The sequence below is a fragment of the Bradyrhizobium sp. WYCCWR 13022 genome (assembly GCF_030435535.1).
Classification (GTDB): Bacteria; Pseudomonadota; Alphaproteobacteria; order Rhizobiales; family Xanthobacteraceae; genus Bradyrhizobium.
In genome coordinates this window covers 784,657-799,974 of the sequence record NZ_JAUIZJ010000002.1, presented here as the reverse complement: position 1 = coordinate 799,974, position 15,318 = coordinate 784,657, and the positions used below count along the sequence as shown (strand labels likewise).

Here is a 15,318-nt window from a genome sequence, read left to right as displayed (position 1 = left end):
GAAAATTGCTAAGGATTTCTCAGGAGGGGACGAAACCCGTACCCCGCCGGGCTTCCCTTGGGCGAGGGCATGGCCTATTACGCTGCAACGCAAAATTCCCCCAAAAGACCCTCATGATCCGCCTCGACAACGTCAGCAAGCAAGCCGGCCACCAGATCCTGTTCATCGAAGCCTCCGCCGCCCTCAACAAGGGCGAGAAGATCGGCCTCGTCGGCCCGAACGGCGCCGGAAAGACCACCCTGTTCCGGATGATTGCCGGCGAGGAGCTGCCCGACGAGGGTCAGGTCTCGACCGATCGCGGCATCACCATCGGCTATTTCAACCAGGACGTCGGCGAGATGAGTGGCCGCAGCGCCGTGGCCGAGGTGATGAATGGCGCAGGCCCCGTCAGCGAGGTCGCGGCCGAGCTGCGTCAGCTCGAAGCTGACATGGCCGACCCCGACAAGGCCGACCAGATGGACGAGATCATTGCGCGCTATGGCGAGGTCCAGCACGCCTTCGAGGAGCTCGACGGCTACGCGCTCGACGGTCGCGCGCGCGAAGCTCTGTCGGGCCTCGGCTTCAGCCAGGAGATGATGGACGGCGACGTCGGAAAACTCTCCGGCGGCTGGAAGATGCGCGTGGCGCTGGCGCGCATTCTCCTGATGCGCCCCGACGTCATGCTGCTCGACGAGCCGAGCAACCATCTCGATCTCGAAAGCCTGATCTGGCTCGAGAAGTTTCTGCATGACTACGAAGGCACGCTCTTGATGACCTCGCATGACCGCGAGTTCATCAACCGCGTGATCTCCAAGGTGGTCGAGATCGATTCCGGCTCACTCACGACTTACACCGGCAATTACGAATTCTATGAGCAGCAGCGTGCGCTGAACGAGAAGCAGCAGCAGGCGCAGTTCGAGCGTCAGCAGGCGATGCTGGCGAAAGAGATCAAGTTCATCGAGCGCTTCAAGGCGCGCGCCTCGCATGCCGCTCAGGTGCAGAGCCGGGTGAAGAAGCTCGACAAGATCGAGCGCGTGGAGCCGCCGCGCCGCCGCCAGTCGATTGCGTTCGACTTCCTGCCCGCGCCGCGGTCGGGCGAGGACGTCGTGGCGCTCAAGGGTGTCCATAAGGGCTATGGCAGCAAGCGCATCTATGACGGGCTGGATTTCATGATCCGCCGCAGGGAGCGCTGGTGCGTGATGGGCGTCAACGGCGCCGGCAAGTCGACGCTGCTCAAGCTCATTGCGGGCGCGAGCGAGCCGGACGAGGGCACCGTGGCGCTCGGCGGCAGCGTCAAGATGGGCTATTTCGCCCAGCACGCGATGGATCTGCTCGACGGCGAGCGCACCGTGTTCCAGTCGCTGGAAGACCAGTTTCCGACCGCGGGGCAGGGGAGCTTGCGCGCGCTGGCCGGCTGCTTCGGCTTCTCCGGCGACGACGTCGAGAAGCGCTGCCGCGTGCTGTCAGGCGGCGAGAAGGCGCGTCTGGTGATGGCAAAGATGCTGTTCGACCCGCCGAATTTTCTGGTGCTGGACGAGCCGACCAACCATCTCGACCTCGCCACCAAGGAAATGCTGATCAATGCGCTGTCGGATTTCGAAGGCACCATGCTGTTCGTCTCGCATGACCGGCATTTTTTGGCGACGCTGTCGAACCGCGTGCTGGAGCTGACGCCCGAGGGCATCCACCAATATGGCGGCGGCTATACCGAATACGTCGCACGCACCGGGCAGGAAGCGCCGGGGCTGCGGAGCTAGCATTCCTCCGCGCGTCTTGACGCGTTGGCGCCTGCCGCTACGCTCCCTCAAAAAGGGAGCGAACAACCATGAAGCAACTGCGGATCGGCGACATCACCATCGACGCGGTGATCGAGCGGGAAGGGCCGTGGCGGCGGCCGCAGGATTTTTTCCCTGGATATGACGACGCCGTGTTCAAGCGCCATCTGCCGACGATGGAGCCGGAGGTGTTCGACGCCGCGCGCGGCATGATGGTGATCACCTATCAGACCTTTGTCGTGCGGACGCCGCGCTACACCATCCTGGTCGACACCTGCACCGGCGAGGACAAGGGCCATCCGCCGCCGTTCGACTTTCCCGGCAAGGAGCGCTGGCGCAACGAATTGTTCGCGCTCGGCATCGGCTTCGAGCAGATCGACTATGTCTTCTGCACCCATCTGCACATCGATCACACCGGCTGGAACACCACGTTACGAGATGGTCGCTGGGTGCCGACCTTCCCGAATGCGAAATACGTCTTTCACAAGGGCGAGTACGCGGCCTGGGAGGCCGAGAACGCCAAAGGCAACAACCCGCCCGGCACCGTGTTTCGCGACAATTGCCTGCCGATCGTCGAGGCGGGGCAGGCGCTCCTGGTCGACGACGACTACGCGCTCGACGACACCGTCACGCTGACGCCGACGCCGGGGCATTCACCCTGTCATTGCTGCGTGAACATCTTCTCGAAAGGCCAGCGCGCGGTGGTCGCCGGCGATCTCATGCATCACCAGATCCAGTGCCGCGAGCCGGACTGGTCGGCGAGGCCCGATTGGGATGCAAAGCTGTCGGCAGTGTCGCGGCGAAAGTTCTTCGCGTCGGTTGCCGACACCGACACGCTGATCCTGCCGATCCATTTTCCGGCGCCGACGGTCGGCCTGATCAAGCCGTTCGGCGATGCGTTCGATTACCGGTTCAGGCGGTCATGAAAAAAGATACGCCCGCGATGCAGCGGGCGTATCGGGCGCGGTCGAAGTCCGGAGAGCGTTACGCGCCCATCTCGCACTTCTTCATGAAGCTGTTCTTGGCGGCGCCGGCGAGCGGCTTGCCGTCGGAGCCGACGGCCTTGGGCGCGCAGGCGTCTTCCTTGCACTTCTTCATGAACGAAGTCTTGGCCGCGCCGGCGAGCGCCTTGCCGTCCTTGCCGACCGCCTTGCTCTCGCAGGTGTCGTCCGCAAGAGCCGAGCCTGCCGCAAAGGTGGCAAGGATCGCAGCCAGGAAAATCCGTTTCATCATTGGGTGTCTCCCTAAACCAAAAATGGCGAGCGGATTGGAGCCCGGAATCGTGGCGCAATCAAGCGGTGCATCCGCGTGCGGCTCAATTTTTCCAGCGATCGAGCCAGCTTGCGGCCTTGACGAGGGCATCGTTCATGGCAGCCTGATTCCCCGGCGTCGCTTGCCGGCGCGACGAGGGCTCGTCGAAATCATGGGTCGCGCCGGGATAGAGGGTGACGTCGATCGGACTGCCCGCCTGCCGCGAGCGGTCGGCGACGCGCTGGCAGAGCGCCGGCGAGACCTCCTCGTCTTCGGCGCCCATGAACATCGCGATCGGCGCCGTCGTCAGGATCGTCGATGCCAGCAGCGCGCTCTGCCCGCAGCCGGGATAGAACACGAGGGCGCCGCGATAACCGGCCTGACGACCTTGCCGGATCATCACGTTCAGCGCGGTGCTGCCGCCGTTGGACCAGCCCTGGAGATAGATCTGACCGGCGACGACGTCGCTGCGGCCGCGCAGGTAAGCGAGTGCGCCCTCGGCGTCGAGCGGGCGCACACTGATCTCGTTGACGTCGGCGCGGTCAGGGTCGCCATGGGTGAAGCGGCCAAAGCCATGCGCCTTGCCGCGCGGGCCAAAACTGTCCGGCAGCAGCGCGAGATAGCCGCGTGCCGACCAGTACGCGCCCCACATCGCGTGGCGCTTCGACAAGGTATCTGCATTGCAGGGCGAAACGGTGCCGGCGCCGACGAAGCTGCAATCTTCATTGTCGTTGCTGGAATATGGGCCGCCGCGACCGTGCAGCATGACGATGGCGGGCCAAGGGCCGGGCTTGCTCGGCTGGAACAGATAGCCGGTAAGCGCCGTGCGGCCATCGGCGCTACGGAAATAGACGGTCTGCGGTGCGGCCAGGACCGCCTGCACCGATAGCAGCAAGGCTGCGATCAGGCCGACGATATGGCCAAGACGGGATCGCAAGGCGAATGCGCCGGGCCGCAACGCGATCAGACCCCGCGGGCCAGCAACGCCTTGAAATCGGCGCGCGCTCGCCTGGCCTCGGCGCGGGCGACGTCGGAGGCGTCGCCGAGCCCGAAATAGCCGTGGATCAGGCCGGCGCCCTCATGATGCTTCACGCGGACACCGGCGGCCTCCAGCGCTTTCGCATAGGCGGCGCCTTCGTCGCGCAGCGGATCGAACCAGGCGGTGGTCACGATCGCGGGCGCGAGGCCCGCGAGCGAGCTGGCGCGCAGCGGTGACACCCGCCAGTCGGTAGCATCTCCCGGATCGGTGAAGTAGTGGCCGCAAAACCACTCCATGGTGGCCCGCGTGAGGAAGTAGCCGTCGGCATTCTCCGTGCGTGAGGGAAAGCGTGCGTTCTCGCGCGCGTCCGCATAGAGGCCGACGGCGTCGGTGACGGGATAGACCAGCAGCTGCGCGGCGAGCCTGATACCGGCATCACGAGATGCTATCGCGGTCGTGGCTGCGAGGTTGCCGCCGGCGCTGTCGCCGGCAACGCCGAGGCGTTTGGCATCGCCACCAAATTCCGCAACGCGGTTGAAGATGTCGCTTGCGGCAGCAAACGCGTCCTCGAAGGCGCCGGGGAAGCGGGTCTCCGGTGGGCGGCGATAGTCGACCGAGACCACGACGGCGCCGGTTTCGATCGCGAGATTGCGCGCCTGCCGGTCGTGGGTCTCGAGATCGCCCGCGACCCAGCCGCCGCCATGGAAGAACACGACAGTGGGCGCGGTGGCGCCGCCGACCCGGTAGACCCGTGCATCCAGCGGGCCGGCGCCGCCCTTCACCGTGATATCCTGGACGGTATCGACTGATGGCGGCGGCACGGCCGCGCGCGCGGCAGCCAGTGCGCGCAAGGATTCGCGGGCGCTCTGTGGCGTCATCGTCGCGGGATCGCGCAGCGGCAGCTTCGGAATGATCTCTGCGATGACGGGATCGAGCGGTGCGGGCATTTGCCGGGTCCTCACAGGGTTCTTTGTCTTGCTTGTGGGCCAGCATAGATTTGGCGCGCCGCATCGGCAACGGCTCGCATGCACCAATTGCGATTCTGCGGGATCGTGCTGGCGGCCTGGGACCGCGGTCTCGGCTCCGTCATCGACGGCGAGGCATCATGCGCTCCGACATCGTGCGCGCGGTCGCGCGGATTCCGGAGGACGAGGTCATCATGACCTGCGTTGCGATGGGTTATCCCGACGACAACTTTGCCGCGAACGCCGTTCGTTCGGATCGCGAAGGTAACGACGAGTTCGTGCGCTACGTCGGATTCGCCGACTGAATTGCGAGGCCGGAGGAGATTATTCCCTCGCGAAATTTTTCGTGCGGACTCCTCGGCGCCTCTTGCAATCTCCACCGTGCAGGAGGAACAATACGCGGACTGAAGGGTTTGTTGCTGGCGCGAGGGAATTGACATGCGGCGGCTGGCTAGCCTGGTTCGATGGTTCTTCGGCCCGCGAATGCGGCGCCCGATCGATGATGATCCCACGCTTCCTTTCACCCCTGAAGAATTCAGCAGGCTGATCCGCAGCGGCAAGCGCGAGGACATGAAGCAACTCGCCGAGGGGCTGGCCTGTCGCTCGATCCCGCGCCGGATCAAATACCGGGCGACGCACTAATCGGCACGCGCTCGTGACGTCGTCGCAGCCCGCGCTCAGCGTGAGAGTGCGACCTCCTTGAAAGCCTTCACGAGCGCCTTCTCCAGCTTTCCCGTCATCCCGCAGAGAATGTCGTAGGCGTCCGATCGCGGCATCGTCGGCTTGTAATGCCGGTGCTCGATCAGCGCGGCGAAGATGTCCGAGATCGTGAGGATGCGCACGATGTCGTTGATGCTCTCGCCGGCCAGCGCGTCGGGATAGCCGCTGCCATCGAGATACTCGTGGTGGTGCCGGACGGCATCGAGGATCTCCGGCGAGATGTTCTCGTGGTCCTTGAGAAAGTCGTAGCCTGCGGTTGGATGCGTTTCGATCATCGCTCGCTCGGCGGCGTCGAGCCGGCCGGGCTTGTCCAGGATCGCGAGCGGGATACGGGCCTTGCCGATGTCATGGAACATGGCTGCCGAATACAGCCGCTCCAGATCGGAGTGTCGGACACCGAGGCTTAGTCCGAAGTCGATCGCCACCCCGGTGACGAGCAGGCAATGCTGATAGGTGCCCTCGTGATGACGCCGCACCGTCGTGAGCCATTCCGACAGGCCGTGCTCGGTGATGCGGTCGGCGATCCTGCGGCCGGCCTCCCTGGTGCCATCGACATCGAGCGGCTGGTCCACGGTGACGGCCGTGAACATCGACGCGATGGCGGTCGCCGCGGTTTCGACGGCGTTGTCCGGCTCCGCCGAGCCGGCAGGCGAATCCGACGTTGGCCCGGCTGGATCAGCCAGGGCCGCCAGCAGCCTGGCCTTGTGGGTCAGCCCCGGAAGTACGAGCGTCGCGCCGAGTGCGTAGGCTTGCGAGATGCAGACGTGGGAGAGATGCTCGACGAGGAAGATGCGCTTCGTCGCCTTGATCAGTCGCGCGGACCGCCTCTTGATCGCTGCGATGGTGTCGACGTCACGCAGCTCGGCCCGGACGACGATTGCGGACGGAACTTGCGACAGCTTCGCTTCCGCGTCGAGCCGTTCGCCCGCGACTGCGAATTGCGGCTCGAGTGCCGCGCAGATGCCCGACAATTTGTCGGAAGAGTCGGCCAGCACGTGTACGAAGGGCCGCGCCGATCGCGCCGCTCGGGTGCCGCCCTCGCCTTTGACGGGGCTGGGGATGGTTCGCGCATTCCGCACGGAGTGCCTGGACTGTATGAGAGTTGAACCGGCCCGAAGCTGCCTCGAGCCGGATTGTCTACTTGGCCTGTGCGCCCAGCGCCTTTGCGTTCACCGACTTCTTCTTGCCGTCCGCTGTGACGAAGTGAATGCCGGCGGTGGTGCCGTCGATCCAGACCAGTTCGCAGCGCCGATAGGCCAGCCCCGTCGACGACAGCACCAGGAAGAATTCCTTGGCTTGCAGCACGTCGAGCGTGCCCTCGACCTCGACCTTGGCGCCGGTGTTCGACACGTCGAGCAAGACGCAACTGCGCCGCCAGGTGCCGTCCGAGCCCATCAGATTGACGGGTTGCCGGTGATCCATTTTCACGCGAGCGTCCTTGCGGCCATCGAGCTTCATCGACTATTTCCCCATTCCGGCGCCACGATGTCCCGGATCGCGCGTGTTTGCGCCCGCTGAGATCTCCCCCCAGCGCACCGTCCACTGGCTGGTCGACAAGAGAAGCGTATTAAAGGTCAGTTGCGCGCGTTCGCGCTGGGCGAAGGAGAGCCGTGCGCCGTTGCGGTTGCTCAGGATCGCGAGCGTGGTCGCCCAGTTCAGTCGCGAGGCCCGGCAGGCCATCACCAGGCCCTCGCAATCGTCGTCGATCATGACATGCTCGACGACCTCGATCGGAGCACCCGACAGCACCGACAAGGCCGTGAGCAGCTTGGCGGTCTCGCCGCGGATTGCGAAACGGTTCACCGTGGAATCGTTGAGCTTGCCGACGCGGCTGAGCGCGACGATCTCGGGTCTTGCGTTCGCGTAGTCGTCCGCGCAGGGCAGGGCCGGCGCGGCGTCCTGTGCGGGCGGAACGGAGGATGCGGTGGGCTTGGCCGGCGCGGTCTTGCGTGAAGGGGCGGCGAGCAATTTCCGCACGACCGGATCGGGGATACCGGGCCGGAGCACCAGCGCCTTCGCAACCTCGCCGTCCTGATCCGCGCCGGCGACCAGCGTGGCATAGGCGGCCTCGGAGAATTTTGTTCCTGGGTTCTTGATCAGCGCAAGGCAGATCTGGTCGCCGCGCGCGATCAGCACCTCGGTCACGTCAGGCTCGATGCACTGGCGCGCCGCGATCGCGCGTTGCTGCCGTTCGCCGCAGCAGGCCGCGACCGCCGCGAGATCGGTCGTAGCGAGTGCCTGCGATTTGAGCAGGATAGGGCACGCCACATCAGGGTCGTTGTGCGATGCGAGGCGTCGCAACGTCTCGGGCGGCGCCACCCCGAGCTCGGCAAGAGCGGTGCTGAGCTGGACCAGCGCGCCGGTCTCGACCCGCTCCGTCAGACGAAGCAGAACGCCGTCAACGACACTCGCGAGCAGTTCCTGAGGCCGGTCGCGACTGCCGGTAAGCAAGCGGACGATACCTTCGAGGATGCGTGCACAGCGGTCCAAAGGACATGATGCGACCGCCTCTTCCAGTTCGATCAGAATATCGGCAGGCGAATTTGCCGTCATGGCAGGGCCTGAACTCAAATAAATTTCGACTATCCAACGCCCGCCATTGCGCGCCATGGGCGTTAATTTGAATTTTAGATCCCCGCGTCTTCGGGTATCAATGCACCTTCTGCGTGTTGGAAACGATATCGAAAATTGGCAGGATACGATCCGTTTGCTTGTCCTTTGGATCGAACCCCCGCCAACTGATCGGCAGGGGAAAGTGATTCTTTCGGTCTTGCAGGGGCATTCGGAGGGGGAAATCGAGCCGGTGATGTTGCCGGATGCGCGCCGCTTGGCGGTGCCGCGTTTCATTTTGTCATGACCAATATTGATGATGCGCCCGGATTGGCGCCGAGCATATTTCGCTTTTCAGACGTCGATGAGTTCCGCAGTTCCATCCGAGGCCTGAACGTGGAGTTCACGCCGTTCGTGCGAAGGATTTCTGCCGAGCAGATCATCCTGCGTCTGCCCGGTTGCGACGTGAACGTCACGCGCGCCTTCCCGCGCGTGGTCGATGCACAACTCGTCGCCGATTGCACCGCGATCGGATTCGCGATGGACGATCTCGATGTGCCCATTCGCTTCAACGGCGCGCAGCGCGATCGCTCCGTCCTCGTCATCGGGGACGGTGGTGCTTCCTACAACACCATCGAGGAAGTGCAGCGCCAGATTGCCTCGATCGTATTCAGGCCGCGCGTGACGGATCGCGGCTGGCCGGAAGCGCCATCGAGCTTCAAATTGTTCGAGACCAGCACCACGGCCCTGTACCGGTTGAGGCGAACCGTCACGGAGGTCGTGGCGGCCGCATCCGATCCGATCGAGGCCGCCGAGGTGCCGCTGAAGGCGGCGGCCATGCGGGAGTCCCTGTTCGGCGCGGCGGACGCGGCAATCGCCGACATCGTTCCGGCGCGCTGGACGCTGTGGCCCAATGACGAGCGGAACTTCAGGACGTTCCAGCAGATCCGCGCGCTGCTGTCGGACGATCTCGCCCAGCCCATCTACAGCGAGGAGGTTGCGCGCAAGCTTGGTCTGTCCGTTCGCACCATGCATGAGGTGATCCGGCGCTATCGCGGCATGAGCCTGCACCGCTATCTGCGCCTGCGCCGCTTGTGGCTGGTTCGCCAGCGGCTGCTGGCCGGCGCCGAAAGCGTGAAGGCCGTGGCGCTGGCCTTCGGTTTCTGGCACCTGTCCGACTTCTCGCGAAGCTACCGCGACCAGTTCGGCGAGACGCCGTCGCAGACCCTGGAATTCGGGCGAAAACGATAGCGCGGCCAATCGGCTGCGGCACGTTCCGCCGTTTCATGCTAGCCTGCCGCCATGAGCAACCGCATTCTCGTCCTTTACGGTTCCTACCGTTCCGACCGCATGGGCATCCGCCTTGCGAAGTTCGTCGTCGATCGCCTGCGCAGCCGCGGCGAGGAGGTCGAGTTCATCGACGCCAAGGCGATCGGCCTGCCGATGCTCGACCGCATGTACAAGGAATATCCCAAGGGTGCGGCTCCGGAGGCGCTGGAAAAACTCGCCGGCCAGATCCGCGGCGCCGACGGCTTCGTCTTCGTCACCGGGGAATACAATTGGGGCATTCAGCCGGGCTTGAAGAATCTCACCGACCATTTCCTGGAGGAGTGGTTCTGGCGGCCGGCCGCGATCGTGAGCTATTCCGCTGGCCGCCTGTCCGGCGCGCGTGCCTCGACCGCCTGGCACGGCACGCTGTCGGAAATGGGCATGGTGGTGATCTCGAGCACCATCGGCGTCGGACCGATCGCGCAGACTTTGTCGGCCGACAGCGAGCCGATCGGCGAGGGTGGCAAGGCGCTGGAACGCTCGTTCCCGCGCTTCGCAGATGATCTTCTCTGGTGGATCGAGGCAGCGAAAGCGCAACGCGCGCGCAAGGCGCCGCCGTATTGAGCGCATGACGGGCTGCGGCGCCGGGCGCGGTTGTCGTCGGCGATCCGCTGGGCTATGCGTTGACCGCAATGGAAGCGCAACGGAATTCGGCGTTCTTGCCGCGGCTTGAGGCCATGCGTGGGTACGCTGCCCTGTCGGTGCTTGCATTCCACGCCTGCGCGCTGTCCTGGGACACAATTGCCACCGGAATGGCGCCGGTTGTCGTCTTCTTCGCGCTCAGCGGATTCCTGCTGGCCCGATCGCTGGATCGGGATCCCGATCCATTCACCTTCGTGCGTCACCGGCTGTTCCGGCTGCTGCCGGCCGCAATCGCGACAGTGCTGCTGTTGGCGCTGGCCCATCAGAGCTTCGGCTTCTACATGGGCTCGAGCCCGCCCTCGTTCGACCCGCTCAACGTGATCCTCAATGCGGTTCTCATCAAGAGCGACATCAACGGCGTGATGTGGTCCTTGACCGTGGAATGCGTCGCGGTTCCGGTGATCCTGATGTCCCATGCCTTGCTGCGGCGTTACGGAACGACGGCGGTATGGATTCTGGTCGCGATTCTCGTCGCGCTCTCGTTCTGGGGCCCCTATGTGCACCTGCTGGACGGTGCCACCAATCTTGCGCCGCTGTATGCCTTCGTCGTCGGCCTGCTCATGCAGTCGAGCGGGACCGTGCTGACCGATGCATCGCAATCGAGATTGCGACCGTCCCTGACGACCGTCGTTGCCTGTGCCGCCTTCGCCGTCATGTTCATTGTCGCGGTCCGGAAGCAGACCGCAGTCACGATCGCGTTCGAAACGCTTTGCGCGTCCGTACTCATCTGCCTTGCGGCCGGTCCGCGCACACTTGCCGTGCTGCGGCCGTTCGATCTCGATGTCGTCCGGTTCTACGGACGCATATCCTACAGCTTCTATCTTCTGCACATGATCGGGCTTGCGCTTGCGGCCCGTCTTCTGCCGTTCGACCAGCAGTCGGTCGTGCGCGCGGCGATCCTGTTCGCGGCCGGGGTGCTGATCACGACGCCGGCGGCCTGGCTGATGTGGCGCTTTGTCGAAGTGCCTTTCATCGAGGTCGGCCGCAGGCGGATGGTGACAAAACCCGCCTGACGTCGTTGCTGCCCTAAGCCGCCCTGACTTCGCCGAGGAAGCGGTCGAACTGGCCGGCAAGGTCGCGCGACTGGGTCGAGAGCTGTTCGGCGGCGCCGAGAACCTCCTGCGCGGCCGTGCCGGTGTCGTCTGCCGCGCGCTGCACGCCTGAAATGTTGGTGTTGACCTCCTGGGTGCCGCGCGCGGCTTCCTGGACGCTGCGGGATATCTCCCGGGTCGCCGAGCCCTGTTCCTCGATCGCGGCCGCAATCGCGGTGCCGATCTGGTCGATCTCGGCGATGACGTCGGCGACGTTGCGGATCGCGTTCACGGTCTCGTCGCTCGCGGCCTGGATCGCCGTGATCTGCTCGGAGATCTCGGTGGTGGCCTTGGCGGTCTGTCCGGCCAGCGACTTCACCTCGGACGCGACGACCGCAAAGCCGCGGCCGGCGTCGCCGGCACGCGCGGCCTCGATGGTGGCGTTGAGCGCCAGCAAATTGGTCTGCTCGGCGATGCTCTGGATCAGCGTGACGACGTCGCCGATCTTCTGCGCGCCTTCGGCAAGTGCACGCGCGGTGTCGCCGGTGCGGCGGGCGTTGTCGACGGCGCGGGCCGCGATCTCGGTCGATTGCGCGACCTGACGGCCGATCTCGGCGATCGAGGAGGTCAGCTCTTCCGTCGCGCTGGCGACGGTCTGCACGTTGGTCGAGGTCTGCTCGGAGGCGGCAGCGACGACCGCGGCCTGGCTGTTGGTCTGGGCCGCCGTCGAGGTCATCGACTGCGCGGTGCTCTCCATGGTGGAGGAGGCCTGCGACAGGCCGCCGACCAGTTCGGTGATCTTGGACTCGAAGGCGCGGGTCAATTCGTCGAGCGCCTGGGCGCGGCGCATCTTGCCGTCGTTCTCGGCCTGCTTTTCGGCCGCGAGCCTGTCGGCGCGGATCATGTTGTCCTTGAAGACCTGCACGGCCGCGGCCATCGCCCCGATCTCGTCGGAACGCTCGGCGCCGGGGATGGCATCCGCAACGTCGCCGTCGGCGAGCTGCGACATCCGGGTCGTCAGGCTGACGATGGGAGCGCAGACGCGGCGGCGGACCATCACGATGAGGCCGGCGCTGGCGATCAGCACGGCGAGCAGGCCGACAAGTGCGATCGTGAAGCTGGTGCGCGCGGCGGCGGACGCGCCGGCGAGGATCTGCTCGGCATTGTCGTAGAAGGCGTCGCGGACGCCGATGATCGCGCCGAGACCGAGTTGCGATGCGGCGTAGTAGGTGCCGACGTCGTGCTCGTATTTGCCGCTGACCGCGCCGTCCTTGACGAGTTTCAGCTCGCGGCCGAAGCCTTCGACATAGACGGTGTTCATCCTCTCCAGGGCGGATGCGACGTTCGCGGGCGTGGTGGGGTTACCGCGCAGTTCCTGGAGCGACATCACGATCTGGTCGTTGCGACCCTGCATGCGGGCAACATCGGCCTTCTCGGCATCGGTCGCCACCTTCTTGCCGCCGACGAGGTTCTTGTGCACGCTGGCATTGAGACCGCCGATGTCGCGCAGCGTCATCGCGATGTTGGCATAGCTCGCCTGGCGGTAGGCATCGCCATTGAGGATCGCCATGCGGCGGACCTGCTCGTTGAGCAGCGCGGTAACGCCGGCGTTGAGCACGGCATTGTCGGCGACGATCTTTCTGGCGGCGTCCTTGCGTGCGTCTGCCGGCCCCGCGATGGCTTGGTCGACGGCTTCGCGCAGTGAAGTGAATTTCGAATTGATGGCGTCGATGTTGCTGCCGATGGTGCCGCCGTCATCGAACGCGCCGGGCAGCTCCTTGCGCAGCGCGTTCATCTTGTCGCGCGCGCCGTCGGTCTGCTTGCGAAGCTTGTCGTGCTCGGACAGCTGGGCAGGGTCGACAGTCGCAGGACCATAGAGGATGTTGGTGGCAAAACCGCGCTCGGGGTTGAGATAGCGCGGGATGTCGCTGACGGCACGCACGATGGCGAGCCGGCCCTGCGCCTCGGTGATGCGCTCTATCGTCTGGTATTTCGTCACGGCGACGTAGACGGCAAGACCTCCGCCGACGGTCGAGAGCGAGACGATGGCAGTGGTCAGCAGCGTACCGATTTTCATGGTTCGTCCAGCAATTGCGCAGGTGGAGAAGGAAATTCTCCGAAAAATAGAGCGAGCGCCTTAATTGCGGGTTTACGCTGCCGGCCGCGAGACGGGTGCCGGCTAGGTCTTTCGATCAAGGGCTGCGAGGATCTCCAGCGTCGCATCATCGCGCTCACCGTCGAAATATCTGGCGAGCGCTTCGCCGAAAACGGGTTCTGCGGCGACCTCGCCGAACAGCGTCATCGACGAGCGGAATTTGGCGTCGTCGGGCGCGCCGAGGATCGCATTGATGGTTCGCCCTTGCACGGCGAGCACGAGGCGAGTGCATTCGATCAGGCGCGGGCCGAGGACGGGGTGGGCGAGATAGGCCTCGGCCTCCGCGCGCGAGCCGATGGCGTAGCGCTGGGACATCGCGCTGAATCCGAGGCCGGTGATTTGCGGAAAGACGAACCACATCCAGTGGCTTTGCTTCCGTCCCTCGGCCAGCTCACCCTGGACGGCGCGAAAAACCGGGTCTTGGGCTCTCAGGAAGCGCTCTAGATCGAAAGGATCGGTCATAGGATACCTCCGGGCGACTTGCCGGCCGCGATTATGCCTAACTTTTGGCTCCCAATGTGGTAGCTGGTATAGAGAGTCTCCGGGTGGGGGTTGGGTCCCCCGGGGGCTGATTTGGGGATCTGATGGTTTCCGACCGCGTACGCGCCGAGAGGCTGTTGTCGCGCCGCCGTATTGGGCGAGCCGAGACAATACTGCTGTCTATGGCTGCCATCGCGCTGGCGCTCGGCGCCGCTGCGTGGGTCGCCGATATCGGCGACTCGACCCCGCTGGTCACTGCTGCACTGCCGCCGGCCAATGCACCGTCGTTCGAAGACCGCTTCGCCTCGCTGTCGGGCAACCCGCCTGCGCGAGAGCTTGGTCTGCGGACGATGGAGCGCTCCGCCCTGAACGCTGTCCAGCTCAAGCTGCGCGATGCCAAGGCGATGCTCGCCCAAAAGCTCCAGGGCGACGACTGGCGCTCCACCCTCGCCGAGAACGACCCGTCTGCAACCGACGAGACCGCGAAGTCCTCGCAGCACGCCGACGCTGTCCCGATGCCGCGCTCGCGGCCGGTGCAGGCGGACTTCAGCGCGCAGATTGCCTCCAGCCAGGCCTATGCCGAGAGCAATCCTCGCGTCGACAATCGCAACTTCTTCGAGAAATTCACCGACAAGATCAGGCTGGCCTCGCTGACACCCGACAGCGGCCTGTTCGGCAAGGCGCCGGATCTCGCCGCGCTCGGCTACGATTCGCGAACCGCGGTCTACGACATCAAGGCCAAGGCGCTTTACTTGCCGAGCGGCGTCACCATCGAGGCCCATTCGGGCATGGGCGCGCTGATGGACGATCCTGACCATGTCGACCAGCGCATGGTCGGCGCGACCCCGCCTGCGACCTACGACCTCAAGCCGCGCGAAAAACTGTTCCACGGCGTGCGGGCGCTGCGCATGACGCCGACGGACGGCACCAGCGCGCTCGGCCGCGTCGGCCTGCTCACCCACACCTACATGCTCGGGCCGCGCGGCGATTCCAACGGCTGCGTCTCGATCAAGGACTATGATCGCTTCCTCAAGGCCTACGACAATGGCGAGTTCAACCGCCTGGTCGTGGTGCCGAGCCTGAGCGGCGCGACGACCGCCTCGCAGCGCGGCAGCACCGATTCCTGATATTCGCTGGACGGCGGGGCTGCCGTTTTCCCTTCGTTAAGCCGTTGTCGTCCAGAAGCAGCCCATGAGTGATCCAGCAAGCTCCGAGACCCCGCTGCGCACCACGTTCAAGATCAAGCTGAACGGTGACACGCTGGCGATCGCGACGGTCGGCCAGGCCTATCAATTCCTCACCAACTTCAAATCGGTCGAGTGGATGGAATTCCGCTCCCTGCATGACGACGCCGTCCACGCGCTGGAGGGCGCCGCCGGCAATGCCATGCTTGCGGTCCAGGCGACCAACGCGGTGCGCGCGCTGTTCGTGAGCGCCAAGCTGCTCTGAGTTCTAGCGCGAG

General features: G+C 65.0%; 17 protein-coding genes. 9 read left to right on the top strand and 8 right to left on the bottom strand.

The genetic code is table 11. The features are described from left to right. The first annotated feature begins 113 nt into the window (after positions 1-113). Entirely contained in the window at positions 114-1,736 is a 1,623-nt protein-coding gene (locus QY049_RS04955) for an ABC-F family ATP-binding cassette domain-containing protein (RefSeq protein ID WP_194476204.1), read from the top strand. 68 nt (positions 1,737-1,804) lie between these two features. Next, positions 1,805-2,680, top strand: a complete 876-nt coding sequence (locus QY049_RS04950; RefSeq protein WP_301269113.1) for an MBL fold metallo-hydrolase — start codon at positions 1,805-1,807, stop codon at positions 2,678-2,680. Between the two features lie 58 nt (positions 2,681-2,738). On the opposite strand, the gene QY049_RS04945 is transcribed toward QY049_RS04950, so the two are convergent. The 3 genes from QY049_RS04945 to QY049_RS04935 all read right to left on the bottom strand — a co-directional run bounded on the left by QY049_RS04945 (position 2,739) and on the right by QY049_RS04935 (position 4,931). Continuing rightward, on the bottom strand, positions 2,739-2,987 hold the full coding sequence (locus QY049_RS04945) for a hypothetical protein (RefSeq protein ID WP_194476202.1): 249 nt from the start codon (positions 2,985-2,987) through the stop codon (positions 2,739-2,741). Between the two features lie 82 nt (positions 2,988-3,069). Continuing rightward, positions 3,070-3,942, bottom strand: coding sequence for a dienelactone hydrolase family protein (locus QY049_RS04940; protein WP_301269112.1), 873 nt, complete (start codon positions 3,940-3,942; stop codon positions 3,070-3,072). A gap of 26 nt (positions 3,943-3,968) precedes the next feature. Then, positions 3,969-4,931 (bottom strand): alpha/beta hydrolase, encoded by a 963-nt coding sequence (locus QY049_RS04935; protein ID WP_258761908.1) that lies wholly within the window; start codon positions 4,929-4,931, stop codon positions 3,969-3,971. A gap of 158 nt (positions 4,932-5,089) precedes the next feature. Between QY049_RS04935 and QY049_RS04930 the strand changes: the two genes are divergently transcribed. Continuing rightward, on the top strand, positions 5,090-5,254 hold the full coding sequence (locus QY049_RS04930) for a hypothetical protein (RefSeq protein WP_258761907.1): 165 nt from the start codon (positions 5,090-5,092) through the stop codon (positions 5,252-5,254). A gap of 133 nt (positions 5,255-5,387) precedes the next feature. Continuing rightward, positions 5,388-5,591: a hypothetical protein gene (locus tag QY049_RS04925; RefSeq protein ID WP_194476199.1), complete on the top strand. Its 204-nt coding sequence runs from the start codon at positions 5,388-5,390 to the stop codon at positions 5,589-5,591. Between the two features lie 35 nt (positions 5,592-5,626). Here the strand turns inward: QY049_RS04925 and QY049_RS04920 are convergent, their stop codons facing one another. The 3 genes from QY049_RS04920 to QY049_RS04910 are packed head-to-tail and all read right to left on the bottom strand — an operon-like array spanning position 5,627 to position 8,222. Further along, positions 5,627-6,748 carry an HD-GYP domain-containing protein gene (locus tag QY049_RS04920; protein WP_301269111.1) on the bottom strand — a complete coding sequence of 374 codons (1,122 nt, stop codon included), beginning with the start codon at positions 6,746-6,748 and terminating at the stop codon, positions 5,627-5,629. A 58-nt stretch (positions 6,749-6,806) separates the two neighbouring features. Next, on the bottom strand, positions 6,807-7,127 hold the full coding sequence (locus QY049_RS04915; protein WP_194476197.1) for a PilZ domain-containing protein: 321 nt from the start codon (positions 7,125-7,127) through the stop codon (positions 6,807-6,809). 3 nt (positions 7,128-7,130) lie between these two features. Beyond that, positions 7,131-8,222: a DUF2336 domain-containing protein gene (locus QY049_RS04910; RefSeq protein WP_301269265.1), complete on the bottom strand. Its 1,092-nt coding sequence runs from the start codon at positions 8,220-8,222 to the stop codon at positions 7,131-7,133. A gap of 300 nt (positions 8,223-8,522) precedes the next feature. Between QY049_RS04910 and QY049_RS04905 the strand changes: the two genes are divergently transcribed. The 3 genes from QY049_RS04905 (at position 8,523) to QY049_RS04895 (ending at position 11,203) form a co-directional block, all read left to right on the top strand. Further along, on the top strand, positions 8,523-9,470 hold the full coding sequence (locus QY049_RS04905) for a helix-turn-helix domain-containing protein (protein ID WP_301269110.1): 948 nt from the start codon (positions 8,523-8,525) through the stop codon (positions 9,468-9,470). A 51-nt stretch (positions 9,471-9,521) separates the two neighbouring features. After that, positions 9,522-10,112, top strand: coding sequence for an NADPH-dependent FMN reductase (locus QY049_RS04900; protein WP_301269109.1), 591 nt, complete (start codon positions 9,522-9,524; stop codon positions 10,110-10,112). A gap of 113 nt (positions 10,113-10,225) precedes the next feature. Further along, positions 10,226-11,203, top strand: a complete 978-nt coding sequence (locus tag QY049_RS04895) for an acyltransferase (protein ID WP_301269108.1) — start codon at positions 10,226-10,228, stop codon at positions 11,201-11,203. Positions 11,204-11,216: 13 nt separating this feature from the next. On the opposite strand, the gene QY049_RS04890 is transcribed toward QY049_RS04895, so the two are convergent. Both QY049_RS04890 and QY049_RS04885 read right to left on the bottom strand, forming a co-directional pair. Continuing rightward, on the bottom strand, positions 11,217-13,298 hold the full coding sequence (locus QY049_RS04890) for a methyl-accepting chemotaxis protein (protein ID WP_301269107.1): 2,082 nt from the start codon (positions 13,296-13,298) through the stop codon (positions 11,217-11,219). 102 nt (positions 13,299-13,400) lie between these two features. Next, a complete protein-coding gene (locus tag QY049_RS04885; protein WP_258761901.1) occupies positions 13,401-13,838 on the bottom strand; it encodes a DUF1810 domain-containing protein in 438 nt (145 codons plus the stop codon). Between the two features lie 200 nt (positions 13,839-14,038). Between QY049_RS04885 and QY049_RS04880 the strand changes: the two genes are divergently transcribed. Both QY049_RS04880 and QY049_RS04875 read left to right on the top strand, forming a co-directional pair. After that, positions 14,039-14,983, top strand: coding sequence for a DUF2778 domain-containing protein (locus QY049_RS04880; protein ID WP_246755888.1), 945 nt, complete (start codon positions 14,039-14,041; stop codon positions 14,981-14,983). Between the two features lie 64 nt (positions 14,984-15,047). Then, complete coding sequence (locus QY049_RS04875; RefSeq protein ID WP_194476190.1) at positions 15,048-15,305, top strand: hypothetical protein; 258 nt, start codon at positions 15,048-15,050, stop codon at positions 15,303-15,305. Positions 15,306-15,318: the final 13 nt, after the last annotated feature.